The 26,670-nt window shown below is 63.0% G+C and carries 19 protein-coding genes; 9 read left to right on the top strand and 10 right to left on the bottom strand.

The window, feature by feature from the left end; genetic code table 11:
* The first annotated feature begins 71 nt into the window (after positions 1-71).
* The 4 genes from mfd to mscL all read left to right on the top strand — a co-directional run bounded on the left by mfd (position 72) and on the right by mscL (position 6,573).
* Positions 72-3,554, top strand: coding sequence for a transcription-repair coupling factor (mfd, locus tag H281_RS0104520; RefSeq protein ID WP_020065890.1), 3,483 nt, complete (start codon positions 72-74; stop codon positions 3,552-3,554).
* 118 nt (positions 3,555-3,672) lie between these two features.
* Entirely contained in the window at positions 3,673-4,923 is a 1,251-nt protein-coding gene (gene argE, locus H281_RS0104515) for an acetylornithine deacetylase (protein WP_027804284.1), read from the top strand.
* 70 nt (positions 4,924-4,993) lie between these two features.
* Positions 4,994-6,028: a threonine/serine dehydratase gene (locus H281_RS0104510; protein ID WP_020065888.1), complete on the top strand. Its 1,035-nt coding sequence runs from the start codon at positions 4,994-4,996 to the stop codon at positions 6,026-6,028.
* Positions 6,029-6,126: 98 nt separating this feature from the next.
* Positions 6,127-6,573, top strand: coding sequence for a large conductance mechanosensitive channel protein MscL (gene mscL, locus H281_RS0104505; RefSeq protein ID WP_020065887.1), 447 nt, complete (start codon positions 6,127-6,129; stop codon positions 6,571-6,573).
* Between the two features lie 142 nt (positions 6,574-6,715).
* Here mscL and H281_RS0104500 read toward each other — a convergent pair whose 3' ends face one another.
* The 3 genes from H281_RS0104500 to H281_RS0104490 form a co-directional block, all read right to left on the bottom strand.
* Positions 6,716-8,689, bottom strand: coding sequence for a hybrid sensor histidine kinase/response regulator (locus H281_RS0104500; protein ID WP_020065886.1), 1,974 nt, complete (start codon positions 8,687-8,689; stop codon positions 6,716-6,718).
* 50 nt (positions 8,690-8,739) lie between these two features.
* Positions 8,740-9,243 (bottom strand): response regulator, encoded by a 504-nt coding sequence (locus H281_RS0104495; RefSeq protein ID WP_020065885.1) that lies wholly within the window; start codon positions 9,241-9,243, stop codon positions 8,740-8,742.
* 99 nt (positions 9,244-9,342) lie between these two features.
* Complete coding sequence (locus H281_RS0104490) at positions 9,343-10,953, bottom strand: sensor histidine kinase (RefSeq protein WP_020065884.1); 1,611 nt, start codon at positions 10,951-10,953, stop codon at positions 9,343-9,345.
* Positions 10,954-11,287: 334 nt separating this feature from the next.
* Here H281_RS0104490 and H281_RS0104485 point away from each other — a divergent pair, with 334 nt between their 5' ends.
* On the top strand, positions 11,288-11,779 hold the full coding sequence (locus H281_RS0104485; RefSeq protein ID WP_006048904.1) for a hypothetical protein: 492 nt from the start codon (positions 11,288-11,290) through the stop codon (positions 11,777-11,779).
* A 275-nt stretch (positions 11,780-12,054) separates the two neighbouring features.
* Here the strand turns inward: H281_RS0104485 and H281_RS0104480 are convergent, their stop codons facing one another.
* Entirely contained in the window at positions 12,055-14,604 is a 2,550-nt protein-coding gene (locus tag H281_RS0104480) for an AsmA family protein (protein ID WP_020065882.1), read from the bottom strand.
* A 176-nt stretch (positions 14,605-14,780) separates the two neighbouring features.
* Between H281_RS0104480 and H281_RS0104475 the strand changes: the two genes are divergently transcribed.
* Complete coding sequence (locus tag H281_RS0104475) at positions 14,781-15,491, top strand: ABC transporter ATP-binding protein (RefSeq protein WP_020065881.1); 711 nt, start codon at positions 14,781-14,783, stop codon at positions 15,489-15,491.
* The gene (locus H281_RS0104470) at positions 15,488-16,294 is read left to right on the top strand and encodes an ABC transporter permease (protein WP_020065880.1); all 807 of its coding nucleotides are present in this window, start codon (positions 15,488-15,490) and stop codon (positions 16,292-16,294) included. The genes H281_RS0104475 and H281_RS0104470 overlap by 4 nt, the downstream gene beginning before the upstream one ends.
* A 40-nt stretch (positions 16,295-16,334) precedes the next feature.
* Here the strand turns inward: H281_RS0104470 and H281_RS0104465 are convergent, their stop codons facing one another.
* Entirely contained in the window at positions 16,335-16,898 is a 564-nt protein-coding gene (locus H281_RS0104465; RefSeq protein ID WP_020065879.1) for a DUF6013 family protein, read from the bottom strand.
* A 200-nt stretch (positions 16,899-17,098) separates the two neighbouring features.
* The gene (locus tag H281_RS0104460) at positions 17,099-18,115 is read right to left on the bottom strand and encodes a zinc-binding alcohol dehydrogenase family protein (protein WP_020065878.1); all 1,017 of its coding nucleotides are present in this window, start codon (positions 18,113-18,115) and stop codon (positions 17,099-17,101) included.
* A 179-nt stretch (positions 18,116-18,294) separates the two neighbouring features.
* On the opposite strand from H281_RS0104460, the gene H281_RS0104455 reads away from it, so the two are divergent.
* Positions 18,295-19,257, top strand: a complete 963-nt coding sequence (locus H281_RS0104455) for a LysR family transcriptional regulator (protein ID WP_020065877.1) — start codon at positions 18,295-18,297, stop codon at positions 19,255-19,257.
* Positions 19,258-19,444: 187 nt separating this feature from the next.
* On the opposite strand, the gene H281_RS0104450 is transcribed toward H281_RS0104455, so the two are convergent.
* From H281_RS0104450 to H281_RS0104435, 4 genes are all read right to left on the bottom strand, one after another.
* The gene (locus tag H281_RS0104450; RefSeq protein ID WP_020065876.1) at positions 19,445-19,753 is read right to left on the bottom strand and encodes a hypothetical protein; all 309 of its coding nucleotides are present in this window, start codon (positions 19,751-19,753) and stop codon (positions 19,445-19,447) included.
* A 48-nt stretch (positions 19,754-19,801) separates the two neighbouring features.
* A complete protein-coding gene (gene ligD, locus H281_RS0104445; protein ID WP_020065875.1) occupies positions 19,802-22,822 on the bottom strand; it encodes a DNA ligase D in 3,021 nt (1,006 codons plus the stop codon).
* A 139-nt stretch (positions 22,823-22,961) separates the two neighbouring features.
* A complete protein-coding gene (ku, locus tag H281_RS0104440; protein WP_020065874.1) occupies positions 22,962-23,990 on the bottom strand; it encodes a non-homologous end joining protein Ku in 1,029 nt (342 codons plus the stop codon).
* Between the two features lie 161 nt (positions 23,991-24,151).
* Positions 24,152-25,396, bottom strand: coding sequence for a cytochrome P450 (locus tag H281_RS0104435; RefSeq protein WP_020065873.1), 1,245 nt, complete (start codon positions 25,394-25,396; stop codon positions 24,152-24,154).
* Positions 25,397-25,717: 321 nt separating this feature from the next.
* Here H281_RS0104435 and serB point away from each other — a divergent pair, with 321 nt between their 5' ends.
* Entirely contained in the window at positions 25,718-26,557 is an 840-nt protein-coding gene (gene serB, locus H281_RS0104430) for a phosphoserine phosphatase SerB (protein ID WP_020065872.1), read from the top strand.
* The last annotated feature ends 113 nt before the right edge of the window (positions 26,558-26,670 follow it).

Genomic DNA, 26,670 nt, shown 5'->3' with positions numbered 1-26,670 from the left:
CCTTCGCATCCACGCCCCGACACGCGTAAACTTGGCCGTCCGTGTGAGCCCGAGGCCGCCTTTTCTCTTCTATGCCAGACATCGCCGCATCATCGCAGTACGCCCCGCCCGTCGCGCTCGTCAAAGCCGGCCAGCGTTTCGCCTTCGACGGCACGCACGGCTCGTCCGACGCGCTGCTGATCGCCCGCTACCATCTCGCCTTCCGTGAGAAGGTGCCGCTGCTCGCCGTCGTGTGCGAAAGCGCCGTGGACGCGCAGCGCCTGTCGCAGGAAATCGGCTTTTTCGCGCCGCAGGCGCGCGTGCGTCTGTTGCCCGACTGGGAAACGCTGCCGTACGACACCTTTTCGCCGCACCAGGATCTCGTTTCAGAGCGCCTCGCCACGCTGCACGATCTCGGCGAAGGCCGTTGCGACATCCTGCTCGTGCCCGCCACCACGGCGTTGTACCGGATGCCGCCGGCGTCGTTTCTCGCGGCCTACACGTTTTCGTTCTCGCAGGGCGAGCGGCTCGACGAGGCGAAGCTGAAAGCCCAGCTCACGCTGGCCGGCTACGAACACGTGAGCCAGGTGGTGCGCCCGGGCGAGTACTGCGTGCGCGGCTCGCTGCTCGACCTTTATCCAATGGGTTCGCCGTTGCCGTACCGGATCGACCTGTTCGACGACCAGGTCGACTCCATCCGTGCGTTCGACCCCGACACGCAGCGCAGCCTGTATCCGGTGAAAGACGTGCGCCTGCTGCCTGGCCGCGAGTTTCCGTTCGACGAAGCCGCGCGCACCGCTTTCCGCAGCCGCTGGCGCGAGACCTTCGAAGGCGATCCGAGCCGCGCGTCGATCTATAAGGACATCGGTAACGGCGTGCCGTCGGCGGGCATCGAATATTATTTGCCGCTTTTCTTCGACGACACCGCCACGCTGTTCCACTATTTGCCCCAAGGCGCGCAACTGGCGTTCATCGGCGATCTGGACGCGGCGATCCGGCGCTTTGGCAACGACACCAAGCAGCGCTACAACTTCCTGTCGCACGACCGCGACCGGCCCATTCTCGAACCGCAGCGGCTGTTCCTGTCGGACGAAGACTTCTTCACGCTCGCAAAACCGTTCGCGCGGCTCGTGCTGCCGGCCAACGCGGGCGGCGGCTGGTCCACGCCGCTGCCGAATCTGGCGATCGACCGTCACGCGGAAGATCCCGTATCGGCGTTGCGCACCTACCTCGACACCACGCCGAACCGCGTCCTGTTCGCTGCCGAATCGGCGGGTCGGCGCGAAACGCTGTTGCAACTGCTCGCGGACAACCATCTGAAGCCCGCGTCGAGCGACAGCTTCCAGGACTGGCTGACGGGCGACGCGCCTTTTTCGCTCGGCGTCGCGCCGCTCGCGAACGGCTTTGCGGTCCCCGTTGACGGCATCGCGATCATCACCGAGACCGAGCTTTATGGGCCGCTCGCGCGGCGCGCCGGTCGCCGCCGCCAGGAACAGGCGAGCAACGTCGATTCGATGGTGCGCGACCTGTCGGAGCTCAAGGTCGGCGATCCGGTCGTGCACTCGCAGCACGGCATAGGCCGTTATATGGGCCTCGTCACCATGGACCTCGGCGAAGGCGAGACCGAGTTTCTGCATCTTGAATACGCGGGCGACAGCAAGCTCTACGTGCCGGTCGCGCAGTTGCACGTGATCTCGCGCTACAGCGGTGCCGATCCCGAAAGCGCGCCGTTGCATTCGCTCGGCTCGGGTCAGTGGGAAAAGGCCAAACGCAAGGCCGCGCAGCAGATTCGCGACACCGCCGCGGAACTGCTCAATCTGTACGCGCGCCGCGCCGCGCGTTCGGGCCACGCGTTCGCGCTCGAACCGAAAGACTACGTGAAGTTCGCCGAGAGCTTCGGCTTCGAGGAAACGCCCGACCAGGCCGCGGCGATCGCAGCCGTGATCGGCGACATGACGAGCGGCAAGCCAATGGACCGCCTCGTTTGTGGCGACGTGGGCTTCGGCAAGACCGAAGTCGCGCTGCGCGCGGCATTTATTGCTGTCATGGGCGGCAAGCAGGTCGCGCTGCTCTCGCCCACTACGCTCCTCGCCGAACAGCACACGCAGACCTTCACGGACCGCTTCTCCGACTGGCCCGTGCGAATCGCCGAACTGTCGCGCTTCAAGTCGACCAAGGAAGTCAACGCGGCGATCCAGCAGATCAACGAAGGCAGCGTCGACATTGTGATCGGCACGCACAAGCTGCTGTCGTCGGACGTGCAGTTCAAGCGGCTTGGACTCGTGATCATCGACGAGGAACATCGCTTCGGCGTGCGGCAGAAAGAGGCGCTCAAGGCATTGCGCGCGGAAGTGGATGTTCTCACGCTCACCGCCACGCCGATCCCGCGTACGCTCGGCATGGCGCTCGAAGGCCTGCGCGACTTTTCTGTTATCGCGACCGCGCCGCAAAAGCGTCTGGCGATCAAAACGTTCGTGCGTCGCGAGGAAGAAAGCGTGATTCGCGAAGCGATGTTGCGCGAACTGAAGCGCGGCGGTCAGGTGTACTTTCTGCACAACGAAGTCGAGACCATCGAGAATCGCCGGCAAATGCTCGAAGCGCTCGTCCCCGAAGCACGCATTGCGGTCGCACACGGGCAGATGCACGAGCGCGAACTCGAACGCGTGATGCGTGACTTCGTCGCGCAACGCGCGAACGTGTTGCTGTGCACGACGATTATCGAAACCGGCATCGACGTGCCGAGCGCCAACACGATCCTGATTCATCGCTCGGACAAGTTCGGCCTCGCGCAACTGCATCAACTGCGCGGACGCGTGGGACGCTCGCATCACCAGGCGTACGCGTATCTGCTCGTGCACGATCCGCAAGGGCTGACCAAGCAGGCGCAACGCCGTCTGGAAGCGATCCAGCAGATGGAAGAACTCGGCTCGGGCTTCTATCTGGCCATGCACGATCTGGAGATTCGCGGCACGGGCGAAGTGCTCGGCGACAAGCAGTCGGGTGAGATTCACGAGATCGGCTTTCAGCTTTACACCGACATGCTCAACGACGCAGTGAAGGCGCTCAAGGACGGCAAGGAGCCCGACCTCACCGCGCCGCTCGCCGCCACGACAGAGATCAACCTGCACGCGCCGGCGATTCTTCCCGCCGACTATTGCGGCGACGTGCAGGAGCGTCTGTCGCTGTACAAGCGCCTCGCGAATTGCGAGCACAGCGATGCGATCGACGGCATTCAGGAAGAACTGATCGATCGCTTCGGCAAATTGCCGCCGCAAGCGCATGCGCTCGTGGAAACGCATCGTCTGAGACTGGCGGCCAAGCCGTTGGGCATCTCGAAGATCGACGCGGGCGAAGCGGTGATCGGTCTGCAATTCATTCCGAATCCGCCAATCGACGCGATGCGTATCATCGAGATGGTGCAGAAGCACAAGCACATCAAACTCGCCGGTCAGGACAAGCTGCGTATCGAAACACGCAGTCCCGATTTTGCTGTGCGGGTGGCTACCGTCAAGGAAACGTTGCGGGCGCTGGGATCACCAAGCCGCGGCACGGCAGCGGCGGCCGCGGCGCGTTAGAAAAACGCGGTACGTCCAGCGTTTTCCCGCAATGCTGCGGCGCGCAAAACGCGCGCCGCAGCATACGAGGCGGCTTTTTTTGGGTATGATCGAAAGACTCAAATGCCGGAGTCTTGTCATGTCTCATGTCGCTGATTCAGCGCAGTCCTCGCAAACATCCGCAACTGCTTCGTCCGATTCCGCCTCTGGCACTACGCCTGTCTCGCTTCCCTGGGTCACCCGTCTCGTGTCGATGGACACGGTAAGCCGCAATCCGAATCTCGGTCTGATCGAAACCGTGCGCGACGAATTGCGCGCGCTCGGCATTGAAGGCACGCTCACGCACGACGCCAGCGGCAAATGGGCCAACCTGTTCGCCACGATCCCTGCCCACGACGGCGAAACGAATGGCGGCGTGGTGTTGTCGGGCCATACCGACGTGGTGCCCGTCGACGGTCAGCAATGGGACAGCGATCCGTTCAAGCCGGAAATTCGTGGTGACAAGCTTTATGGCCGCGGCACTTGCGACATGAAGGGCTTCATCGGAGCAGCGCTTGCGCTCGTGCCCGACATGCAACGCACGAAGCTCGCCAAGCCGATTCACTTCGCACTTTCATTCGACGAAGAAGTGGGTTGTGCAGGCGCGCCGCTCCTGATCGCCGATCTGATGAAGCGCGGCGTGAAGCCGGACGGCTGCATCGTGGGCGAGCCGACGAGCATGCGGCCCATCGTGGCGCACAAGGGCATCAACGCCTACCAGTGCTGCGTGCGCGGCCAGGCGGCGCACTCGTCGCTTACGCCGAAAGGCTTGAATGCGATCGAATACGCGGCGCGACTCATCTGTTATATCCGCGACATGGCCGATCAGTTCCGCGAGCAAGGCCCGTTCGACGAACTGTACGACGTGCCGTTCACCACCGCGCAAACCAGCACGATCGTCGGCGGCAACGCAATCAATACAGTGCCGGCCGAGTGCAAGTTCCAGTTCGAATTCCGCAATCTGCCCACGCTCGATCCCGAGCCGATCTTCGCGCGTATCGACCAGTACGCACGCGAAACACTGTTGCCGAAAATGTTGCGCGAGCATCCATTGGCGGCAATCGAGATTACGAAGATCGCCGCGGCACCCGGACTTGATTCCTCGGAGCAGGCAGCTATCACGCAACTCGTGCGCGCGCTGACGGCGGACCAGGACAAGCGCAAGGTCGCTTACGGCACGGAAGCCGGGCTCTTTTCGCTAGCGGGTATTCCGAGCATCGTGTGCGGGCCCGGCGACATTCAGCAGGCGCACAAGGCGAATGAATTCGTCGCTTTGGATCAACTCGTGCAGTGTGAACGCTTCTTGCACAAGTTCATTCACAGCATGTCCGTCGAAGCGCATGCGCGCTGAAACCGCCGCCTGAGCAACGAGAAACCATACTTTCACCATCGCCCGCTTCTAGCCAATCTCGCCCACGCCCATGTCAACCGCCACGCCGCAGCACACCGACCACACGATCGACGGCGAGCCGATCCCCACTCTCGACGACATCGCCGCGCAGCACTTTGCGCTGACGCCGTGGGTGGCTCGAACGCCGGTGTTCGACAGGCTCGACTTCGCGTCGCTCGAAGGCACGGTGGTGAACTTCAAGTTCGAACTGCTGCAAGCGGGCGGCAGCTTCAAGGCGCGTGGCGCGTTCACGAACCTGCTTGCCCTCGACGAAACACAACGCAGCGCGGGCGTCACGTGCGTGTCGGGCGGCAACCATGCCGTGGCTGTCGCGTATGCGGCCATGCGGCTCGGCATCAGCGCAAAGGTGGTGCTGTTTCGCGCGGCGAATCCGGCGCGCGTCGCTCTGTGCCGGCAATATCGCGCGGAAATCGTCTTCGCCGAAGATCTTGCGGAAGCTTTCGAACTCGTGCGCCGCATCGAGGCCGAAGAAGGCCGCTACTTCGTGCACCCGTTCAACGGTTATCGCACGGTGCTCGGCTCCGCCACGCTCGGCTATGAATGGAGCACGCAAACACCCGACCTCGAAGCCGTGATCGTGCCGATCGGCGGCGGCGGTCTCGCGGCCGGAGTGGCCACGGCCATGCGGCTCGCGAATCCGGGCGTGCACGTGTTCGGTGTCGAGCCCGAAGGCGCCGATGCAATGGGAAAAAGCTTCGCCGCCAATCACACGGTCAAGATGGGCCACATGCACGGCATCGCGGATTCATTGATGGCGCCGCATACCGAGGAATACAGCTATGAGTTGTGCCGTCGCCATATCGACGAACTCGTGACGGTTTCAGACGATCAACTCTGCGCGGCCATGCTCACGTTGTTCGGACAACTGAAGCTCGCCGTCGAGCCCGCCTGCGCCGCTGCGACGGCAGCGCTGCTAGGACCGCTTCGCGAGAAGCTGCAGGGCAAACGCGTGGGCGTCCTGCTGTGCGGCACAAACACGGACCCGGTCACTTTTTCTGCGCATATCGAACGCGCTCGCCAGGGCATGTCACAGTTTCCGACATAAGAAACTGCCCTCGCCTTTTTGGGTTTTCCAGGCCGAAGGGCTGGCCTATCTGTCTGAGATTGGTATGATTTGGTCATCGATATCCAGGAGGAAACCCTATGAGCATGATCAAGGAATTCAAGGAATTTGCCCTTAAAGGCAACGTGATGGATCTCGCGGTGGGTGTCATCATCGGCGGCGCGTTCTCCACCATCGTCAATTCAGTTGTGAAAGACCTGATCATGCCGGTGGTCGGCGTCGCTACGGGCGGCCTCGACTTTTCGAACAAATTCATTCGACTCGGCGACATTCCCGCGAGCTTCAAAGGCAGTCCCGAGTCGTATAAAGACTTGCAGACGGCGGGCGTTGCGGTCTTCGGTTACGGCTCGTTCATTACCGTGGCCATTAACTTCGTCATTCTCGCGTTCATCATTTTCCTGATGGTGAAGTTCATCAACAATCTGCGCAAGCCGGCCGATGCCGCGCCGTCCGAACCGCCGCCGCCGCCCGAAGACGTGCTGCTGTTGCGTGAGATCCGCGACTCGTTGAAGAACTCGCCGCGCTAGGACGGCGGTGAGGCGAAGCGCCCTCTCACGATTCAACTAGTAAAAAGGCCTGTTGCGATGCACTCGCAACAGGCCTTTGCTTTTGATACCCGCTCACAGCAGTTGTTCTGCGATTTCGCGACTTCGCAATTCGCGTCACGCCTTACGCCTGCTTTCGTGCCTTCAGATTGATCGCGCTCTCGATCATCGCTTCAAGCTGCGCGAAATTGACCGGCTTCGTCAAATGCGAGGTGAAACCAGCGGCAAGGCAGCGGCGTACATCTTCGTCGGTGCCAAAACCGGTCAGCGCAACCGCGGGCGCATCCCAATGCTCGCGATACGCCATGATGAAGTCGAGGCCAGTGCCGTCGGGCAAACCGACGTCGCTGATAACCAGATCGAATTCCTGCAACTGCGTGGCGGCCAGTGCGTCGTCCACACGGCCCACCGTCGTGACGTCGTGGCCAAGTGTGCGAATCAGTTGCGCCATGACCTCGGCCGTATCCACGTGATCCTCGATCAGCAGAATGTTCAGCACGCCAGCGGGATGCACATGCTCGGGCAATACCGCCTGCAACCTTTGCGCAGGCGCCGCCGCGGTCGGCAGCGTGATCGTGAACGTCGCGCCGCAATGCGGCCCTGGGCTTTGGGCCGTGACCGTGCCGCCATGTACGTCCGTTAGCGCCTTCGTGATTGCGAGGCCGAGACCTAGCCCGCCGAACTGCCGCGTCATGTTCTGATCGCCCTGCTCGAACGCGTTGAACAGTTTGCCGATCTGTTCCGGCTCGATGCCGATGCCCGTGTCTTCGACGCAGATCTGCACATGCATGCGCTCATCGCGCGTGCGCACGTAGATGTGTCCACCGTCAGGCGTGAACTTCGCGGCGTTGCGAATCAGGTTCCATAGCATCTGCTGCAGGCGCGCGCGATCGGCGAGCACGTAGTGATGCTGCGCGTCCTTGTGCACATGCACGTCCTGCTGCTTGACCTGGATCTCGCTGCGGAAAAGCTCCAGCACGCTGTCTATCACCTCGTGCACGTCGACCGTTTCGAGCGACAGGCGCAGCTTGCCGTTGGCCACGCGCGTAAGGTCGAGCAGATCGTCGATCAGACGCGCCTCCAGTTCGACATTGCGACGGATCATGCGCACGCTTGAGCGCGCCTGATCCGGCAGGTCGGGAATCATCTCGAGCACGCTTGCACCGGCCAGTACAGGTGTGAGCGGTGTGCGCAACTCGTGCGAGAGCATCGCGAGGAAGCGGTCTTTCGCGCGATTCGCTTCTTCGGCGGTCTGCCGCGCCGCCTGTTCAGAAGCGAGAAGCCGTTCACGCTCCTGCATGGCTTCGCGTTCCGAATGAACATCTGTGCAACTGCCGAACCATTTGCTGAAGTTGCCTTCAGCGTTGCGCGTCGCGACCATGCGCGCATCGAACCAGCGATACTCGCCGTCGTGGCGGCGTATGCGCAGCTCGTGCCGATAAGTGCCCGCATTGCTCGCCACCGCTTTTAGCCAGCTGCGGCGAACTTCTTCGCGATCGTCCGGATGCACGGCGTCGAGCCAGGCCAGCCCATGCGAACTGTTCTCGCCAAGGCCGGTGTAGTCGTACCACTGCTTCGACAGAAAATCGCAGTCGCCGGACGCATTGCAGGTGAGCACGAGGTGCGGCAGCGTCTCCGACAGGTTGCGGTAATGCTGCTCGCGGTCACGCAGCAGCAATGCTTCTTCCGACGCACGCTGCAAGCGCACTTGCGACAGAACGCGCTCCACTGCTTCGGGCAGGTAATCGAGGTAATCGCCCGACTTGGGCACTACGTCGGACACGCCGGCGCGCAACGCCTCGATTACGCGCGACTCGTCTGTAAAACCTGTCACGAGGATGGCCGGAATCCGCACGCCTTCGGAGCGCAACCGGCGGAAAAAGTCGAGGCCCGTTTGCGGCCCGCTCAGTTGATAGTCGAGCACGAGCAGATCCAGGCCGCCGTCCGCGAGCCGCTCGCGAGCCGCCTCGACGCTTGCGCAGACCGCAACCCGGCAGCCTGCGCGTTCGAGCGACTTGCGCGCGAGCCGCAAGATGCCCTCGTCGTCATCGACGACGAGAATGCATGCTGCGGGCGGCGGGGACACTTCTTCAGTCATGCGCGAGTCGCGGTCAGTAGGTCTGGAGAGTATGTGGCATTGCTGTCACGTCATGATGACGCAGTGAAGCGATGCCCGGACGGCAGCTTGACCACCTGCAGGAAGAAGCCGAGGCGACGTACCGCTTCAATAAACGCATCGTACTCGACCGGTTTCGTAATGTAGACATTGCAGCCGAGTTCATAGCATCGCGCGATTTCGCGGGGGTCGTCTGTGGTGGTGAGCACGATCACGGGCACGGGCGCGGTGTGCGGCGACTCCTTCAGACGCCGCAACACCTCGAAGCCATCGACGCGCGGCATCTTCAGGTCCAGCAGTACAACGGAATTCCTCAGATCTTCGGCATTGGCATGACGGCTTGCGACGCTACCGCCCGCTGCAGCGGCGCCGTCGGCCGCATCTGTGCCGAAAAAATAATCCAGCGCCTGCTGACCGTCGCGAAAGCGCACGAAGCCATTCGAAATGCCGGCACGGCGCAGATTGCGCTCGACGAGCGTGGCATGGCCGTCGTCGTCTTCGATCAGAATGATGCTGACCGTCTCCCCGTGACTCATATGCCCTCCATTCTGTCGGTTCCTGCAGGTGCGGCGCACATATTGATTGATGCCGCGCGAATCGTTCCATGCAACTGTTCGCACTGCGCCCGGCGCAGTTCATGGCCGCGCGGGCTGCTCCGGCAACACCACGAAAAACGTCGATCCAGCGCCTTGCGCAGACTCCACCCAGACGCGCCCGCCATGCCGCTCCACGGTGCGCCGCACGACCGCCAGACCGACTCCGTCGCCGTTCGCTACGTCGCCGTGCAGACGTTGAAATGCTCGAAACACCTTCGACATGTAAGCGGCCGGAATGCCCAGGCCGTTGTCGCGCACATAGTACGTGCGCATGCGAATCGCGCGCGGCCCGTTTTCGTCAACGGGCTCCGGTTCGAGCGCACCGATCTCAATGCGTCCGTTGCGCGCGGGGTCCAGATAATTCAACGCGTTGCCAATCAGGTTACTGAAGATCTGTTCGATCGCGGCCGGGTCGCCCCATGCGGGCGGCAGGTCGCGCACGGTAACAACCGCACCGCGCTCCTCGATGGCGCGTTGCAAGGTCTCGGCGACGCGCGCCACCACGCGCGCGACGCTGACCCGTTGCCATTGATATTCGAGCCGGCCGGCACGCGAAATTCGCAATAGCGCTTCGATGATCGCCGCAGCCCGCGTGACCGCACTACGCAAGTATTGCAAGGATTCGCGCACATCGCCGTCGAGAATATGCGCCATACGTTTTTGTTCCGCTGCCGGCAGCCGCCCTTCGACGACGATGCTGTCCAGCTCATCGCACGAGACCTGCAACTCCTTCGAAAAACCTTGCAGGTTCACGAGCGGCGAGCGCAAGTCATGCGATACGCTGTAGATAAACATTTCGTTGTCTTGCGTCTCCTGGCGCAGTTCCTCATTGACGCCAGCCAGTTCCTGCGCACGCGCTTCAAGACGCTTCTTGAGCGACGCCTGTTCGGCCTCCGCCTCGCGCAGTCGCGCGCCGGTCTGATGCAGCACGGCGTCGAGCGCCGCGATTTCGTCGTTACCGGACAGGCGCGCGGCAAGCGGCCGCCCGTTGCCAAGGCGCTCCGCGTTATCGGTCAGCACTTCGAGGCGCCGCCCGATGCTGCGCGCAAACACCACTGCGGTACCGGCCCAGATCAGCATGGAGCCGATCACTGCGGCGATCAGCGCATATTGCTGATGCTCGCGACGCCGCACAAGAGCCGCCGAGCGCTCAGCATCGAGACGCGAAGCTTCTTCGCCAAAGGCCGCGAGTTCGTCGCGAAATGCGGCGACTGGCTGCGGCAACGCACCACTCTCGAGCGCGGCGAGCGATTGCAGATTGCGCCCGTCACGCAACGCCTGCGAAATCATTACGGTCTGCGCGCGATATGCGTCGATTGCGCGCTTCATCTTATGAACCCGCTCGACCTGCTGCGGCGTATCGGCAACCAGGGCGTCGAGCTTCGACAGACGGTCGCTTACGTCGATCCACACCGTATGCCGCTCGAGCAACGACGGATCGCCGATCACAATGCCGGTACGAACCCGAGCCGCCTCGCGCAGCAGCGGATCGACAATTGCCGATGACTGGTAAAGAATCTGCTTGCTATTGGTGACCCATTGCGCGGCTTGGGCTGTCTGCTCCTGAGTATCGAAGACGACGCCAAGAAGCGCCAGCTCCACCAGGCTGGGCACTGCGATCAGCAGCAGGCCCTTGGTGAATAATTTCATGTTCGCCCGAAGGTCGTTCACGCAGCGGCAGCTTGCGGGAACCCGCCAGCCAGACGGGCCATTATCGACGTGAATCGGCAATATTTCAACGTGAGCGCAAGATGCCCGCGCCCACATAAAAATGACTTTTTTATTGGTGCAAGATGTTTTTTCGGCGCGTCGTGCGTCTATGATGGAGTCAGATGTGCTGGAATGCGAAGGCGCGCGGCGAGGCGGTTCGGCATGATTCGTGCGGGAGTCGGTGAGGCGGCGGAGTCGTCGAATCATCGTGAATCCGGCCTTGTCGTATGCTATAAAAGATCGACGTGCGGCGCGCGAAGCCGGGAGTTGTCGCATGAGGACGCTGCGTTTCTTGCAATTCTTTTTCAGGCGAATTTTTATGTCCTTCCCGAAAAAGCGTAGACGCGCGAAGGTGGACGGCGATGAGTCGTTCCTCGCGGTACTACGGCATTTCAAGCCCTTCGGTCAACTCGACACCAAAATTGCGCGCGCTCGCGCGCAAGACGAGCCGGTTCTTTATGCACATGTGTTGCCCGGTCTCGACGTGCTTCTATGCAGCGTGCGCGGCGCACATCCTCCTTACCCGGCCGCGGCCGAATTGCGGCGGCGCTGCATCGAATCCATCACGAATGCACTTGAACAGCCGCTCGACGGTCTCGAGAACGGTGGTTACTGGTATGAAGCGGACGGCTTCGGATTCCTGGTATTTGCGAGCCGCGCTCGCGGCAAGATCCTGACCGAGTTTGGCGCGACACGCGTCGGTGCGCGTCGCGGAGTTCGCCGGCAAGATGCGGCGGGCGACGCAACGCCGCGGTCGTTGCGCTAGGCGGAACCTCCCACCCTCTCTTGCACGGCGTGGTCATACCGTGACCACGCTGCGCTCATGCTTCGCTCATGCTTGCGTCACGCTGTGGTCACAGTCCGTTTGCGCGGCGAGCTTCGCTCCCGCGAACCGGTCACGCCCGTGCTACATCATCGCGCTTACGCCGGCCCTGCGTTCGCCGTGCTATGTAGACGGCACGCTGATCAGCCATAGAAAAACGAACGAAAAGCCGCCGCCAAGGGTCCAGTCGAACCACCCCGCAGGTAAGAGGAAATGCATCAGCTTCCCTTGTACTCGGCTGCGCTCGCGGGCGAAACGGTCGCGGGCTTGCGTCCGGTCGGCGCGGGGGCCGAAGCTGCGGAGGCATCCGAAGCCGCGGACGATGAACGCTTGTTGACCGGCACCCCTTCGAGCGAAATCGCGGGCTTGGGCTTCTGTTTCGTGCCCGGCGGCGGCGCCGTCGGTGCCTGCCGGACTTGCGACAGCAGTTGAGTGCACGGCAACGGCTTGTTGTTGCTCGGCGCCAGCAAGGGCAGCAGCGCGGCGAATGGATTGATGAGGCCGAGGCCTACAGCCGCACCGCCCCGCAACGCCAGCGCGCCCACGTTCACACCGACGTGCGGGTCCTTGAACGTGCCCTTCGCATACAGCGGCGAGCGCAACGAGAACACGCGGAAGCCCTTCGTATGCGGATGCACGCCGAGGTCCATGGTTTCGTCGCGCAGATTGACGTTGCCGTCGATGTCGATCACGGCGTCGTCGGTATCGAGTGCGAACACGCGCGAATCGAGCACGCCGTTGGTCGCGACAAAGTCCGCGGCGGCACAGTTGATCTTCACGTCCCGATTGCCGAACAGCTTTTCATACACGACGTTCGCGACGTTCAGGCCCGCGGCTTCCATCAGCAAGCGGCTCACCGTGCCTTCGGTGACGAGCGCCTTCACTTCGCCGTTCGAAGTGGCCGCGAGTGCAGCGGGCGAGTTGCCCGTCGCGGTCAGCGCGGCGTCGCCATTGATCTCGCCCAGCGCGTTTTGCATCGTCTTGAAGTTCGGGAACAGCTGCTTTAACTTCAGATGTCGCGCGGAGGTCGCGAAGCGTCCCTTCAGCGGCGCGCTGCTGCCGTCCAGATGAATGTTGGAAGCGAGCGTGCCTCCGGCTACGCCGAACTTCAACGGCTCGAGCGACAGCACGCCGTCTGTCATCACGACGTGCGTGTAGAGATCCGTAATCGGCAGATCGGCGTTCTTGACGATGCGCCGGCCGGTGAACTTCACGTCGGCGTCGATCGCCTTCCAGCGGTCGGTGCGGAATTCCTCGACCGGCAAGACCTTATCGGACGGCTGCCTGGCCGCATCCCCGCGCTTGGCCTTGCTCGCGTTGGAGTCCGCGCCGATCACCGGCGCGAGATCGGAGAACTGCAGCAGGTGCGACACGAGTTCGCCCTGCAACAGCGGTCGCGGCCGGCGCGCCGTATAGGTCAGCGAGCCGTTCAGGTCGCTGCCGCCTACGCGGCCTGTAAAGTTTTCATACTTGAAGACGTTGCCGGTGTTCTTGAACTGACCGACGAGGCGCCCTTCCGTTGCGTAGGGCGGCGTGTCGGGCAACGTCACACCTGTCAGCGAATAGAGTTTGGCCATGCTGCTGCCCTGCACCCACAGGCGCATATCGACGGCCGAAAGGTGCGCCGGGTCCGTGATGGTGCCTACGAGGCCGACGTGCAGATCGCCTGCCTTCACATCGGCCTGAACGGGGAACGGCCGGTTGGCGTCCTGGAGCGCCAGCACACCGCCCACCTTGCCGCTGCCCGAGACCGGGGTCTTGTTGTAGGTGCCTTTCAAGGTCCAGCCAATTGCATACGGCGGCACCTCGCGCTGCGCGCCCCGCGCCGCGTTCGTGCTGTCAGCGCTGGCGCCGCTTGCGCTCGATGCCGCAGGCGCTTGTGCACCGCTCGCGCCGGATCCAGCTGCGGCCCCTGCGACGGCCGTGGACGCCGCGCCGCTTGCGCCCTTCGAACCGCCTGCGGTGAGCCCGCCCGCGGCGCCTGTCGCCGCCGTCGTGCCGGATGCGTGGATGTCCGTTGCAGAAGCGCCTGAAGCCGCCGCTGCGGAAGCGGCCGAGGCCGCCGACGCCGCCTGCGCATCAGCCTGGGCGCTCAGTTTTTTCGCGCCCTCTTTGCCGACCGCTTCCGCCGATGCCTTGCGCGACGCCTCCTCCTGCTGCTTCATCGCCTCGCCGATCGGAATCGGCTGACCGAGCGTATCGACGACCATCTGCACGTCGACCTTCTTCTGCTCGTCAGAGAGCGCGATATTGCCTTTCGCGAACACGATGTCGTGCAACTGCAGCTTCCACTGCGACGGCGTTTTCGACGACGGCAGCTGGAACGTCCAGTTGTTGCGACCATCGTTCATGCGTTCGAGATCGACCGAAGGGTTCACGAGGTTGATCGCCGGAATCACGATGTTGTGCGCGATGAGCGGCAGGACCTTCACCTGGAAGTCGATCTCGTCGAGCGTCGCGAACTGCGGGCGCTTCGCCCAGTCGGGGTTCGCTATCGTGATGTTGGCGGCCGAGAAGCGCGGCCAGGGCACCCAGCTTTTCCAGCCGATTTCGCCTGCCGGGTGCCGGAAACCTACCTTCAGATCCCCGTTGATGGTGAACTGCCGACCGATCGCCTGCGTGACCTTGTCATTGACATACGGCCGCGCGCGGTTCCAGTCGAACGTGAGAATAAAAACGGTGAGCGCAACCACAAGGATGACGATGATCGCGACTATCCATGCGACGATTTTGCCGATCCGTCTTCCCATTGTGCTCGACCGTGCCATCAAAAGGCTCCATGGTTTCTTGTTGGTTGTCGATCGCGCAGCAGATCTTGTGCCCGCTTTGTGCGCACGTTGCGGCTCAGCGGCTGGGGCTCAAAGGCTCGGCGGCTCGCCGCAGGCCTCAGTCCACTTTATGATGCTGCATCGCGCACCCCGCCCTCTACGCACCACTTGCTTTCATGACCGATGTCCCCTTCGTTTTCGCCGACGGCATCGTCCGGCGCGATGCATCGCGCGGCCAGACCTTGCTTCAGTCCACCACGTTCGCGCTGTATGCCGGCGACCGCGTTGCCATCTCGGGCGCGTCGGGCTCGGGCAAGAGCGTGTTCCTGCGGGCACTCGCGCTGCTCGATCCGCTCGACGCCGGACGGATCGTCTGGCATGGCGCGTCCGTCGCGCGCGCCGCGATTCCGCGTTACCGGCGCAGTGTCGCCTACATCCGGCAGCGGCCCGCGCTGCTCGACGGCACAGTGGAAGACAATCTGCGTTATCCGTTCGAACTGCGCGCGTATCGCGATACGCGCTTCGACCGCGAAAAGGCGGCCGATCTGGCCGCGCAGGCTGGCCGTGCGGGCGATTTTCTCGGCAAACGCGCAAGCGAACTGTCAGGCGGCGAAGCGCAAATCACCGCGCTGATTCGCGTACTGCAACTCGCCCCTGAAGTGCTCCTGCTCGATGAACCGACTGCGTCACTCGACCCTGAGTCATCACATGCAATCGAAGGGCTCGTGCGTGCATGGTTCGACGCCGATCGCCGCGCGCACGCTTCGATCTGGGTCTCGCACGATCCGGCACAAGCTGCTCGCATGAGCGAGCGCCATCTCACGATGCATGCGGGCGTCCTCGACGAGCCCGCCGTCACGTCCGAGCAAGGAGCGCCCAGCCGATGACATTGCAAAACCTGAGTCTTTGGGACGTCGCGATTGCCGCGTTGCTGATCGTCGTGAACGGCGCGGTCTCGGTGGCACTCAAGCTCGATCTCGAACGCAAGCTCGCGTGGGCCGCCGTGCGCACCGTCGTGCAGTTGCTCGCGATCGGTTATGTGCTGGGTTGGGTGTTTCGCTACGACCACTGGTTTGTCGTGCTGCCGTTGATGACCGTGATGACGCTGATCGCCGGCTTTGCCGGAGCGCAGCGCGGCAGCCGCACCTACGCGGGGCAGCGCGCGGACAGTGTGCTGTCGATCTGGGTCAGTTCGTGGCTGGTGGCAGCGGTCGGACTGTTCGTCGTGATCCGCATTCACCCTTGGTACGAACCGCAGTATGCGATTCCGATTCTCGGCATGATCCTCGGCAATACGCTCACCGGCGTCTCGCTTGGCATCGAACGAATGACCGAGGAGCTGACCGCCCGGCGAGATCGCGTGGAAATGGCGTTAGCGCTCGGTGCGACGCGCTGGGAAGCGGCGCAAGCGCCTGCTCGTCAGGCGGTGCGCGCGGGCATGATGCCGACGCTCAACCAGATGGCCGTGGTCGGCGTAGTCAGCCTGCCCGGCATGATGACCGGCCAGGTGCTGGCCGGCCAGTCGCCGTTGCAGGCGGTGCGTTATCAGATCGTGATCATGTTTCTGATCGCGGCATCGTCGGCGCTCGGCACGGTAGGCGCGGTGCTGCTCACCTATCGACGCCTCTTTTCAGCGGAGCACCGGTTTCTGTCGGCGCGGCTGATCGAACGGGCCGGCGTGCGGCGTTGAACGGTTCGGACCAGCTTCTGCCAAAAACGCTCCACCACCGTCAGCGTTTCGCGCTGATCGCGACAGTCGTGCCGTCGCTGAGCGTCAGCGTCTTCGTGCTGCCGTTCACCGGCATCGTGAAACGGAGCACCTGGCTCATGCTGACATCGTTCGGACACTTGAGCGATTTTCCATTGGCCGTGACAGTCTTCACTCCATCGGGCTTGTGCGCCTGGAAATTCAATTGCACGGTCGCCGTGCCGTCGTCGGCGACGACCGGCGCGAGGCGGATCTGTGTCTGGCGAATCATCGCGCCATTGGAGTCGAGCGGCAGCGACGCGTAGTTCGGACACGCATCCGCCGCAGGAATTGCGCCGCCGGGCGGCACCGTCTTCCACGTGAAGTCGTCCGATTGACCGGAACGAATGGTGCGCGTTTCCTGCGAGTTGCCGAATTGTTTGGAGGTGACGCGTACCGTGTAGCGAATCGGACCGTCGAGGGCGGATTGCGACGTCACCGTAATCGGCGTGGCCGCCCGAGCCGCAGGCGCGAGTACGCCGCAAGAAAGCACGCAAGCGAGAGAAGCGACAACTGGAACGGCGGAGAGTTTGAAGCTGGAGCTCATACTGTCACCTCGTTGTTGTGCCGCTGCATGCCCGCGTCAGTGCGCTGCCCCCGCATGGTCCAGATAAAGCGCGCGGAAGCCGGCAGCAGACGCGAGACACACAACCGTTTTAGCATGATGCGTCACCAGTCTACCGCCAAGCGATGCCGCGCGCGCTCCCTGAGCATCGGGTGTTACCCCGCTTGCGTGGACGCGTTTTATCAGAAGCCGGTCAGGACCAGCTTGCCGATCGCGCGCCCTTCTTCGAGCAGAGCATGCGCGCGCCGAAGGTTCGCCGCATTGATCGCGCCAAGGTGTTGCCCGACGGTCGTGCGCAACGTGCCGGCATCGACGAGACGCGCCACTTCGGTCAGCAGCTTGTGCTGTTCGATCATGTCGGGCGTGCCGAACATGGAACGCGTGAACATGAATTCCCAGTGAAACGCGGCGCTCTTCGCCTTCAGCAACTCGACCGGCACCGGCTTGCTATTTTCGACGATCGTGCAGATGCCGCCCTGCGGTTTGATGAGCTCGGCCGCGATCGGAAAGTTCTTGTCCGTGTCGTTGAACATCAGCACGTAGTCGACTTGTTCGATGCCGAGTTTCTTCAATTGAGCGGGCATGTCGCCGAAGTGATCGACCACATGATCCGCGCCCAGCTCGGTCGCCCACTTCGCCGACTCGGGACGCGACGCGGTCGCGATCACTGTCAGCTTCGCGAGCTGTTTGGCCAACTGGATGCCGATTGAGCCGACGCCGCCCGCGCCGCCGAAAATTAGCACCGTGCGCCCCTCGTGCGCGCCTTGCGGTGAGACGCCGAGGCGATCGAACAGCGCTTCCCATGCGGTGATGGCCGTCAGCGGCAACGCGGCCGCATGCGTGAAATCGAGCGACGCGGGCTTGCGTCCGACGATCCGCTCGTCAACGAGATGAAACTCGCTGTTCGCGCCCGGTCGCGTGATGCTGCCCGCATAGAACACCGGATCGCCGACCTTGAACAGCGTCACGTCCGGCCCCGCTGCGACGACCGTGCCTGCGGCGTCCCAGCCGAGCACGCGCGGCGCCTTTTCGACGGTGTCTTTCGGCGCGCGCACCTTGGTGTCGACCGGATTGACCGAGATCGCCTCGACTTTCACGAGCAGATCGCGACCCGTCGCTTCGGGTTTGGGGATATCCACGTCGATCAAGGCTTCGTCCTGGTCGATGGGCAAATAGCGGTAAAGGCCAACGGCTTTCATGAGTGCTCCCGTGTTTGTTCCGATGAGGTTGAAGAACCGGTGAGGTCCCGCGCGGGTTTTGATGCTTGCTGCCCGCGCCGTTTCACAGAGACCGCCGATCCATGGACATGATCGTAAGCCGCCTCTTACTTCGATAAAAGCGGCATAATCGCTGAAACATCTTTTTGATTTTCCAAATAATGGACGTTCCGGCATCTACTTTTCGCGATTCGCGGCTGGCTGGCAGCGAACGCGATCGGCTGGACTTGCTCGACGTCGCACTATTCGTGCGCGCCGCGCTGCTGGCGAACGTGTCGGCGGCGGGACGCGAGTTCGGCCTGTCTGCGGCGGTGGCAAGCTCGCGGATCGCGCAACTGGAAAAGCTGCTCGGCGCCCGGCTGCTGCATCGAACCACACGCCGCATCAGTCTCACGCAGGACGGCGAAGTCTTCATGGCGCGCGCCGAAGCGCTGCTCGACGCGGCCGCCGCAGCGCGAGCTTCGGTGGGCCGAGGGCAAGCGGAACCGCAAGGCCGCCTGCGCGTGTCGATGCCGTCGTCGTTCGGGCGGCAGCACGTGTCGCCCGTCATTACCGAGTTTCTGCGGCGTTATCCGGGCGTGAGCGTCGATTTGCGGCTGACCGATCAGCTTGTCGATCTCGTCGATGCGGGTATCGACGTGGCTATCCGTATCGGCGTGCTCAAAGATTCTTCGCTGGTCGCGCGCCGCCTCGCGGTCAACCGGCGTGTGTTGTGTGCGGCCCCGTCCTACCTGGCGCAGCGCGGCACACCACATCATCCGTCGGATCTCGTACAACACGAGTGCATGATTCTGTCGGATCAACGCGACTGGGCATTCGAAACGCCGGCGGGAACGCTCGACGTGCGCGTGAGCGGCCGCATGGTCACCGATAACGGCGAAGTGATCCGCGACGCGCTCCTCGCGGGTTTCGGCATCGCGCTCAAATCGACATGGGACGTCGCGCCGTTTTTGCGCACCGGCGAACTGGTGAGCGTGCTCGAAAACTACCCGCTCGCCGAGAAGGTGGCGATCTGGGCTGTGTATCCGAGCCGCGCTTTCGTACCGCCGAAGACGCTCGCGTTCATCGACTTTCTTGCCGCGCATTTCGGCGATCCACCCTTCTGGGACGTGGAGCCGGAGTGAGATTGGTGACATGCGGCATCGCTGATCTGAGCGCCGACGCGGACAGTGAGAAGGACAGCAGGTTCGCGAGGTCCTCGTCGTGAACCATGCGTCCGTTAGCCTCGGTTCGGCATAACTCACAGATAGAAGATCTGCAGCTAGCGCCAAGCCGACTTCCATCAGCAGCCGGAAGTCTGCTTGCAATACCTCACGAGCCAGCCTTGCCGGCTGCGTTACCTGACGATTTCCCATCGGTGTTCACGTCGGCCTGCGCGTCGTTCTGCGTCTTTTCCTGATACTCGCCGCCACCGCGGCGATCCGTGTCCTGCAGCCCACGTTCGACGTCGCTATGCGCCTGCTTGCCAACACGCCGTGGCTCTTCGTCGTGCTGCGACCCGGCGCTCTGGTCGTTCTCATGCGGCAACGGCGCAGCTGCGTCTTCCAATGACTCCGGATGCTTCTCGGCATGCGGATCGGCCTGCTTGCCGCCGTCCGACGATTGCGGTGTGCTTTTCATAACCCGCTCCTTGTGTGTTCACTATTACAGCCGACGCGAACGCGCCGGCTACGCTCCGTTCAGGCGTTTTCTCATTGCCGCGGTGATGCGCTGGCGAGTCTTCGAGTAGTCGGCCCACGGGTCGCTCTTCAGATTTGCAAGACGCTCATGCAGGTTCCCGATATTCCACTGATCGCCGCCAGTGGTCGACGCGACCTCGTCCCAGGCGAGCGGCACCGAAACGCCTAGCCCCGGCCGCGCCCGCGCGGAAAACGCGGCGACCGTGCTCGAGCCGCGGTTATTGCGCAAATAATCGACGAAGATTTTTTGCTTGCGATTTTGCGCGCCCATTTTCGCGCTGAAATATTTGGGCAGCGTGCTCGCCATGTGCTGAGCGACCGCCTGCGAAAACTCTTTCACCTCGTCCCAACCCGCGTGTTTCGAGAGCGGCACCACGACATGGAAGCCCTTGCCGCCGCTCGTCTTGCAAAAAGACGTGAGGCCGAGTTCGTCCAGCAGCGAGCGCGTCAGCTGAGCGGCCTCGATCATCCGGTCCCAGCCGAGCGACGGATCCGGATCCAGGTCGAACACGACGCGATCCGGCTTTTCGATGTTCGATGCCACGCCATTCCACGTGTGAAATTCGATGGTGCCCATTTGCGCGGCGCCGACGAGCGCCTTCACACTCTCCACGGTGATGAGCGGAGGATGGCCGGGGTCGAGCCCGGGGTGCTGCGTGATGTTCGGGATCGACAGCTTCTGGCTGTGCTTCTGGAAAAACAGCTCACCGCCAATGTCTTCGGGTGCGCGCACGAGCGACACAGGCCGGTCCGCCAGATGCGGCAACATCCATCGCGCGACCGATTCGTAGTACTGCACGAGGTCGATCTTGCGCGCGCCGGTGCTCTTGTCGATCACGCGGTCCGGGTGCGATACGCGAACGCCGGCGACTTCGGCGGGTGACGCGGATTTTTTGGATCGCGATGCGACGGGTTTAGTGTCCGCGGCTTCGTCTTTCAGTGTGGCGGTTTTGGCAGCTGGTTTGCTCGCTGTCTTTGCGGCCGGCGTGGTTGTCGTTGCTTCGCCCGCAGTTTTAGCGGTCGTTTTAGCGGTCGTTTTAGCCGGCGCCTTCGCGGTGGTTTTTACGTCCTTTTCCGTGTCGTTGTCCGTTGCTTCTCCCGCCACCGCTTTGCCGGCAGAGCGCTTTTTCTTCGCGCCTGAAGTCGGCACGTCGTCATCCGCTTCAGCCCCTGCGCGCCGTCCTGAACGTTTCTTCGGCGCCGTGTCGGATTGGGCCTCGATATCGGTTTGCTGTTGCACGTCGTCCCCCTTGCGTGGTGCTTCCTTGACGATCTGGCGCGCCGGCTTGTCGCTGCGCAAACTGACGAACGACGCCTGGCGCACGATACCGTCGCTCGTCCATTCGGCGAAATTGCATTCGGCGACGAGCACGGGCTCGACCCAATGCACCGGCGTGCGACTGCGCTCGCGCGGCGGACTCGCGAACGGCATGCGTTTCGTCTCGTGTGCGTCGAGTTCTTTCTTCACCGAGCGCAGCAAGGCGGCGTCGAAACCGGTGCCGACGCGCCCCGCATATTGCAACTTGCCCTTGCTGTCGTACACGCCGAGAAGCAGTGCGCCGAACGCCGCGCGGCTGCCCGACGGTTCCGAATAGCCGCCGATCACGAACTCCTGGCGTCGGCGGCATTTGAGCTTGATCCAGGTGGCCGAGCGGCCGGAGCTATAGCCGCTGTCGCGCCGCTTACCGATGATCCCTTCGAGCGCCATATCGCACGCGCTTTTCAGCAGATCGTCGGCGCTGAACTCGAAGTCGTTCGAAAAGCGCAGCACGCTGTCGTCGACGGGTTCGAGCAGCGCGCGCAGAATCGCGCGTCTTTGCTGCAGCGGCACGCCGCGCAAGTCGTAGCCGTTCAGAAACGGCACGTCGAACAGATAGACGACGATGTCTTGCGGCCGGTTCGAATCGAACGCGTTTTGCAACGCCTGAAAGTTGGGCACGCCGTTCTCGTCGAGCACCACGGCTTCACCGTCGAGCCACGCGCTTTCCACCCCAAGTTGCTCGAACGCCTTCACCTGCTTGCCGAACTTGGCGGTCCAGTCGTTGCCCGCGCGTGTGAACACCTGCACGTCGCGGCCCTTCCCGCTCGCGTCGATGCGAGCGAGCACGCGATACCCGTCGAACTTGATTTCGTACGACCAGTCGTCCCCGGGCGGCGTAGCGTCGACGAGCGTCGCCAACTGTGGCTTGAGCGTCGCGGGCAGTTTCGCTGCCACCGCGCCTTCTATTGCCGGCGCAGCAGCGAGTTCGCGCAGCGACTCGCTGCTGCGCGTCGCCACGATGTCCGGACGCTTCGAATCGCCGCGGACGGGAGCCGCTGTCGTTCGCTTCGCAGCAACCTGCTTGTCTTTTGGCTTGCTCGTCTGCTTGCTCGTCTGCTTGCTGGCCTGCTTGCCGCCTTTGCCATTGGAGGCCGGCGCGGCGCCGAGCACACTGCCCGGCTGTTCTGCGAGAACATCGTATTCGCTCTCGGGACGCGCCTCGTCGTCGCGTTCCTTGATGAGCAGCCACTGCTCCTTGTCGGCGTTGCCGCGCATGTGGCTGCGCACGAGCGTCCAGCCGCCGTGCAGCTTTTCGCCGTGCAGATGGAACTTGAGCTTGCCGGCCCGATAAGCACGCACCGCCTCGGCCGCGCCGCCGACCGGCTCCCACGTGCCGCGATCCCAGACGATCACCGTGCCCGCGCCGTAATTGCCCGGCGGAATTTCGCCTTCGAACGAACCGTACTCGACCGGATGATCTTCGACGTGAACGGCGAGACGTTTGACCGACGGATCGAGGCTCGGCCCTTTCGGCACCGCCCACGAAAGCAGTGCGCCGTTCAATTCGAGACGGAAGTCGTAGTGCAGGCGCCGCGCGTGGTGCTCCTGAATCACATACGACAGGCCTTCGTCCGGTCCTGGTCGCGCCGCATTGCGCCCGACGCGCTTTCTGGTCGCCTTGTTGCCGGCGGGCTCGGGCGTTTCGTCGAAACGGCGCTTGCGGTTGTAGAGGTCGAGTCGGTCGTTCATCGCGCGAACTCCATCGGGGGCGAGGTGGCGATGGCTTGCACCGCTTGTACCGAGCGAACGGAGCCGTCGGATCGGCGCGCGAGCGGGTTCATGCCGCGGTTCGCACCGCTATCTCTGCCCTGTTGCGCCCGCCGCTCCATCATGCCGCCGCGCGGCGCTTGCGCGCGGTCGTAGTCGACTTGGCTGTGGCCCGGCCGCCTCCACTGCCGCTGCTAGTGCCGCTTCCACTCGATCGAGGCGCGCGCGTGGAGCGCGTCGTGCGTGGCTTTTTGCGCGATGCCGTCGAGCCGCTGTCCTCTTGCGAATCGCTGTCTTCGTCGGCAGTCTCGTCGGCGGCAGCGCGCTTGCGCGTGCCCGAAGCAGGCTTGCTCTTACCGCGCCCGAGGCTGCGCTTGAGCAGGTCGGACAAGTCCAGAATGTCGGCCGATTGACGCGACTCGCGCGGCGCTTCGATATCGGTGATTTCCTCGGTCTTGCCCTCGCGGACCTTCCGGTCGACGAGCGCCATGATGTCGTCGCGGAACGTGTCGTGGTACTTCGACGGGTCCCAGGTATCGCTCATGTCGTCGATCAGCTTCTGCGCCATGTCGAGTTCGCGCGCGCTGACGCCTGCCGCCTTGGTGCCTTCGGCCGGCAGTTTGAATTCGTCGAAGTCGCGGACTTCCTCAGCCCAGCGCAGCGTGTTCAGGGCGAGCACCGGGCCGACCGGAATCAGTGCGGCAAGATGCTGCTTGTTATGCAAGACGACACTTGCCACGCCGACCTTGCCCGACGATTTCATCGCCTCGCGCAACAGCGCATAGACCTTTTCGCCTTTGCGGTCGGGCGTCAGAAAGTAAGGTGTGTCGAGGTAGAGAAACGAGATGTCGGGTGCGTCGACGAAAGCGAGAATATCCACCGTCTGCGTGGATTCGGGATTCGCGGCGCGAATCTCGTCATCCGTCAGCACCACGTACTTGTCCTTCTCATATTCGAAGCCGCGCACGATGTTATCGCGCGTCACGTCCTTGCCGGTGCGCTTGTTGATCTGCTTATAGCCGACCGGATCGATCGTGCGCTTGTCGAGCAGGTTGAAGCCGACCTTCTCCGACTTCGTAGCCGGATACAACTGCACCGGTACGTGGACAAGGCCGAAGCTGATCGCGCCTTTCCAGATCATATGTGCCATCGTGCGCTCCCCTGGGCCTAAGACCCACGGAGAAGCACCAAGCGTGCCACGGTTTTTTGACGACGCGCGGCGCAAGGCCGTTGGCCTACCACACACTGCGCTGTAAGTCTTGCATGTTGGCGGCAAAAACTACGGAGTCCCGTGCATTGCCGCCCTCACCTCTATCGGCAAATCAGCGGTACCGAAGCGAAACCGCGAAACCGCACGCGCCCGCCGCGCGTCGGCTCGCCGTCCAGTCGATAAGCAGGAAACCGCTGGACGAAACGGCCGATAGCAATGCGCGCCTCGAGCCGCGCGAGGGACAGACCCGCGCACTGATGGATGCCGAAGCCGAATGCGAGGTGGCGGTTGGGCGCGCGGCGGATATCGAAGCGGTCGGGCTCCGCAAACTGCTCCGGGTCGCGATTGGCGGCGCCGATGCACAGCGTGATCGGCGTGCCGCGAGCTACCGGCAGACCGCCGATCTCCGTGTTGCTGGTCGTCATGCGGTTGCCGAGCTGGTTGGAGCTCTCGAAGCGCAAACATTCTTCGACGGCCGATTCGATCAACGACGGATCTTCCAGCAGCGCGGCGCGCTGATCAGGCCATTCAGTCAGCGTGACAAGCCCGTTGCCGATCAGGTTCGTGGTCGTTTCGTGGCCGGCATTCAGAATGAAGATGCAGTTCTGCAGCAACTCTTCTTCCGACAATTGTTCGCCGTCGCCGCTTTCGCCGCGCTCGCCTTGAATGAGGCGCGTGAGGACATCGTGTTGAGGATCGCCCGGTTCGCGCCGGCGCCGCGCGACCAGATCGCGCAGGTAGTCGACGAACTCGGTCACCGCGCGATTGCCCCGCTCGAACTGCTCGCTGGTGAGCGAAGGTTCGAGCGCGCCGAGGATAGCGAGCGACCAGTCGCGCAACGGCTCGCGTTCCGCATGCGGCACGTCGAGCAGGTTGCCGATAATCTCCACCGGAATCGCCGACGCGAATTCGCCGATCAGATCGATGCGCCCGCGTTCAGCCGCGGCATCGAGCAGACCGTCGACGAGACGCACCAGGCCGGGTTCCATTGCCGCTATCGCGCGCGCGGTCAGCGCGCCGGCGATCAGCTTGCGCACGCGCGTATGGCGCGGCGGATCGTTGAACACGAGGCTCGTGGTGTGATGCGTGTAGAGCGGCGAGTCGCCGTACTTGGGCTTGAATTCGACGGTCTTGTCCGAACTGAAGGTCTTCGGGTCGCGATATACGGCCTGCACGTCGCGAAAGCGCGTCAGGAAAAGCGAGCCATCAGGCATGCGCTTCACTGGCTCATGCGTGCGCAATGCGCTGTAAACCGGGTATGGATTCGCGTAGAACTCGGGGCTCAGATGGCGCAGATCGAAGTCGCGCGCGAGGATGGCTGTGTCGCCGGCGGTCGCCGTGGGCATGCGTTGTCTCCGTATAGTGTGCGTTGTTGCTCCTGCATCGCAATGACCGTGCTCCGCGCTTCTAATGTGTTCTGGCGGTGCCTTGCGAGCGAGCGGTCGTCAAAGCCTTTCTCGTTGAAGGCGCTCTCGCGTCGACTCGAAGGCGTGGATGCAGTGAGCGTGGCGCATCGTTTGACTCGTCAGTATGAACGAGGCGCGCGGCGATTGCATTGCCGCTAACCCGCGTTTTGGCATCCACGACGGCGCATTCCGTCGAGCCGTTACAATAAGCGGATTTCCTGCGAGCCCCGCGCTCGCCTTTTTCTCGTCAATGCGTCGTTCATGAACCTCGTCATTCAAAGCCCCGCGCCGATTTCCACCGATCATCACAAAACGCTCGTTGCGCTCTCGCGCGGCTCGCACGCCACCGTCGTCGACGCAAACGCTATCCGCATCTCCGACGCCGATATTGCGCAGCGTCCGGACCTGGACGTTTATTGCGGCACGCATCGGCTGGATTACGCGTTTGTCGAAGCGGGCCGTCAGTTGCGCGACTTCGGACTCGTCGCGATGGACATGGATTCGACGCTGATCACGATCGAATGTATCGACGAAATCGCCGACTTCTGCGGTCTGAAAGCGGAAGTCGCCGCGATCACCGAAGCCTCGATGCGCGGCGAGATCAAAGACTTCAACGAAAGCCTGACGCGCCGCGTCGCGCTTCTCAAGGGACTCGACGCAAGCGCGCTCGAACGCGTCTATGAAGAACGCCTGCAGCTTTCGCCCGGCGCCGAGCAGATGCTGGCGGGCGCGAAAGAAGCGGGACTGAAAACGCTACTCGTTTCCGGCGGATTCAATTTCTTCACCGAGAAGCTGAAGGCACGGCTCGGCCTCGACTTCACGCGCGCCAATACGCTCGACATCGTGGACGGCAAGCTGACGGGCAAAGTGATCGGCGAGATCGTCAATGCCGATGTGAAAGCGCGCACGCTGCGCGAGACGTGCGCGCAACTCGGCATCGAGCCGTCGCGCGCAATCGCAATGGGCGACGGCTCCAACGATCTCAAGATGATGGCCGAAGCGGGACTTTCTGTTGCGTTCCGCGCGAAGCCGGTCGTACGTGAAGCCGCCAGCGTGGCGTTCAACTACGTAGGGCTGGATGGGTTGTTGCGGTTGTTTTGAAGTCTGATGCGACGCGGGCGTGGTTGCGTCATTGTTGCGTCATCGTTGCGTCATCGTTGCTTCATCGTTGCGTCTTCGTTGTGCCTGATGGCTGCGACTCGCTGAGCGCAGCA

It is taken from the genome of Paraburkholderia caledonica (assembly GCF_000383275.1).
GTDB classification, from domain to species: Bacteria; Pseudomonadota; Gammaproteobacteria; order Burkholderiales; family Burkholderiaceae; genus Paraburkholderia; species Paraburkholderia caledonica.
Note: the sequence above shows the minus strand (reverse complement) of the source record. Positions and strands in the feature narration are given on the sequence as shown.

Excerpts from the sequence above, each read along its gene's own strand:
- H281_RS0104435 (WP_020065873.1), bottom strand. The coding sequence starts at position 25,396 with ATGCCCACGGCGACCGCCGGCGACACAGCCATCCTCGCGCGCGACTTC.
- H281_RS0104465 (WP_020065879.1), bottom strand. The coding sequence starts at position 16,898 with ATGAGCTCCAGCTTCAAACTCTCCGCCGTTCCAGTTGTCGCTTCTCTC.
- ku (WP_020065874.1), bottom strand. The coding sequence starts at position 23,990 with ATGGCACATATGATCTGGAAAGGCGCGATCAGCTTCGGCCTTGTCCAC.
- H281_RS0104490 (WP_020065884.1), bottom strand. The coding sequence starts at position 10,953 with ATGAAATTATTCACCAAGGGCCTGCTGCTGATCGCAGTGCCCAGCCTG.
- H281_RS0104495 (WP_020065885.1), bottom strand. The coding sequence starts at position 9,243 with ATGAGTCACGGGGAGACGGTCAGCATCATTCTGATCGAAGACGACGAC.
- H281_RS0104450 (WP_020065876.1), bottom strand. The coding sequence starts at position 19,753 with ATGAAAAGCACACCGCAATCGTCGGACGGCGGCAAGCAGGCCGATCCG.
- mfd (WP_020065890.1), top strand. The coding sequence starts at position 72 with ATGCCAGACATCGCCGCATCATCGCAGTACGCCCCGCCCGTCGCGCTC.
- H281_RS0104500 (WP_020065886.1), bottom strand. The coding sequence starts at position 8,689 with ATGACTGAAGAAGTGTCCCCGCCGCCCGCAGCATGCATTCTCGTCGTC.
- H281_RS0104460 (WP_020065878.1), bottom strand. The coding sequence starts at position 18,115 with ATGAAAGCCGTTGGCCTTTACCGCTATTTGCCCATCGACCAGGACGAA.
- H281_RS0104510 (WP_020065888.1), top strand. The coding sequence starts at position 4,994 with ATGTCAACCGCCACGCCGCAGCACACCGACCACACGATCGACGGCGAG.
- argE (WP_027804284.1), top strand. The coding sequence starts at position 3,673 with ATGTCTCATGTCGCTGATTCAGCGCAGTCCTCGCAAACATCCGCAACT.
- mscL (WP_020065887.1), top strand. The coding sequence starts at position 6,127 with ATGAGCATGATCAAGGAATTCAAGGAATTTGCCCTTAAAGGCAACGTG.
- H281_RS0104485 (WP_006048904.1), top strand. The coding sequence starts at position 11,288 with ATGAGGACGCTGCGTTTCTTGCAATTCTTTTTCAGGCGAATTTTTATG.
- H281_RS0104475 (WP_020065881.1), top strand. The coding sequence starts at position 14,781 with ATGACCGATGTCCCCTTCGTTTTCGCCGACGGCATCGTCCGGCGCGAT.
- ligD (WP_020065875.1), bottom strand. The coding sequence starts at position 22,822 with ATGAACGACCGACTCGACCTCTACAACCGCAAGCGCCGTTTCGACGAA.
- H281_RS0104480 (WP_020065882.1), bottom strand. The coding sequence starts at position 14,604 with ATGGCACGGTCGAGCACAATGGGAAGACGGATCGGCAAAATCGTCGCA.
- H281_RS0104470 (WP_020065880.1), top strand. The coding sequence starts at position 15,488 with ATGACATTGCAAAACCTGAGTCTTTGGGACGTCGCGATTGCCGCGTTG.
- serB (WP_020065872.1), top strand. The coding sequence starts at position 25,718 with ATGAACCTCGTCATTCAAAGCCCCGCGCCGATTTCCACCGATCATCAC.
- H281_RS0104455 (WP_020065877.1), top strand. The coding sequence starts at position 18,295 with ATGGACGTTCCGGCATCTACTTTTCGCGATTCGCGGCTGGCTGGCAGC.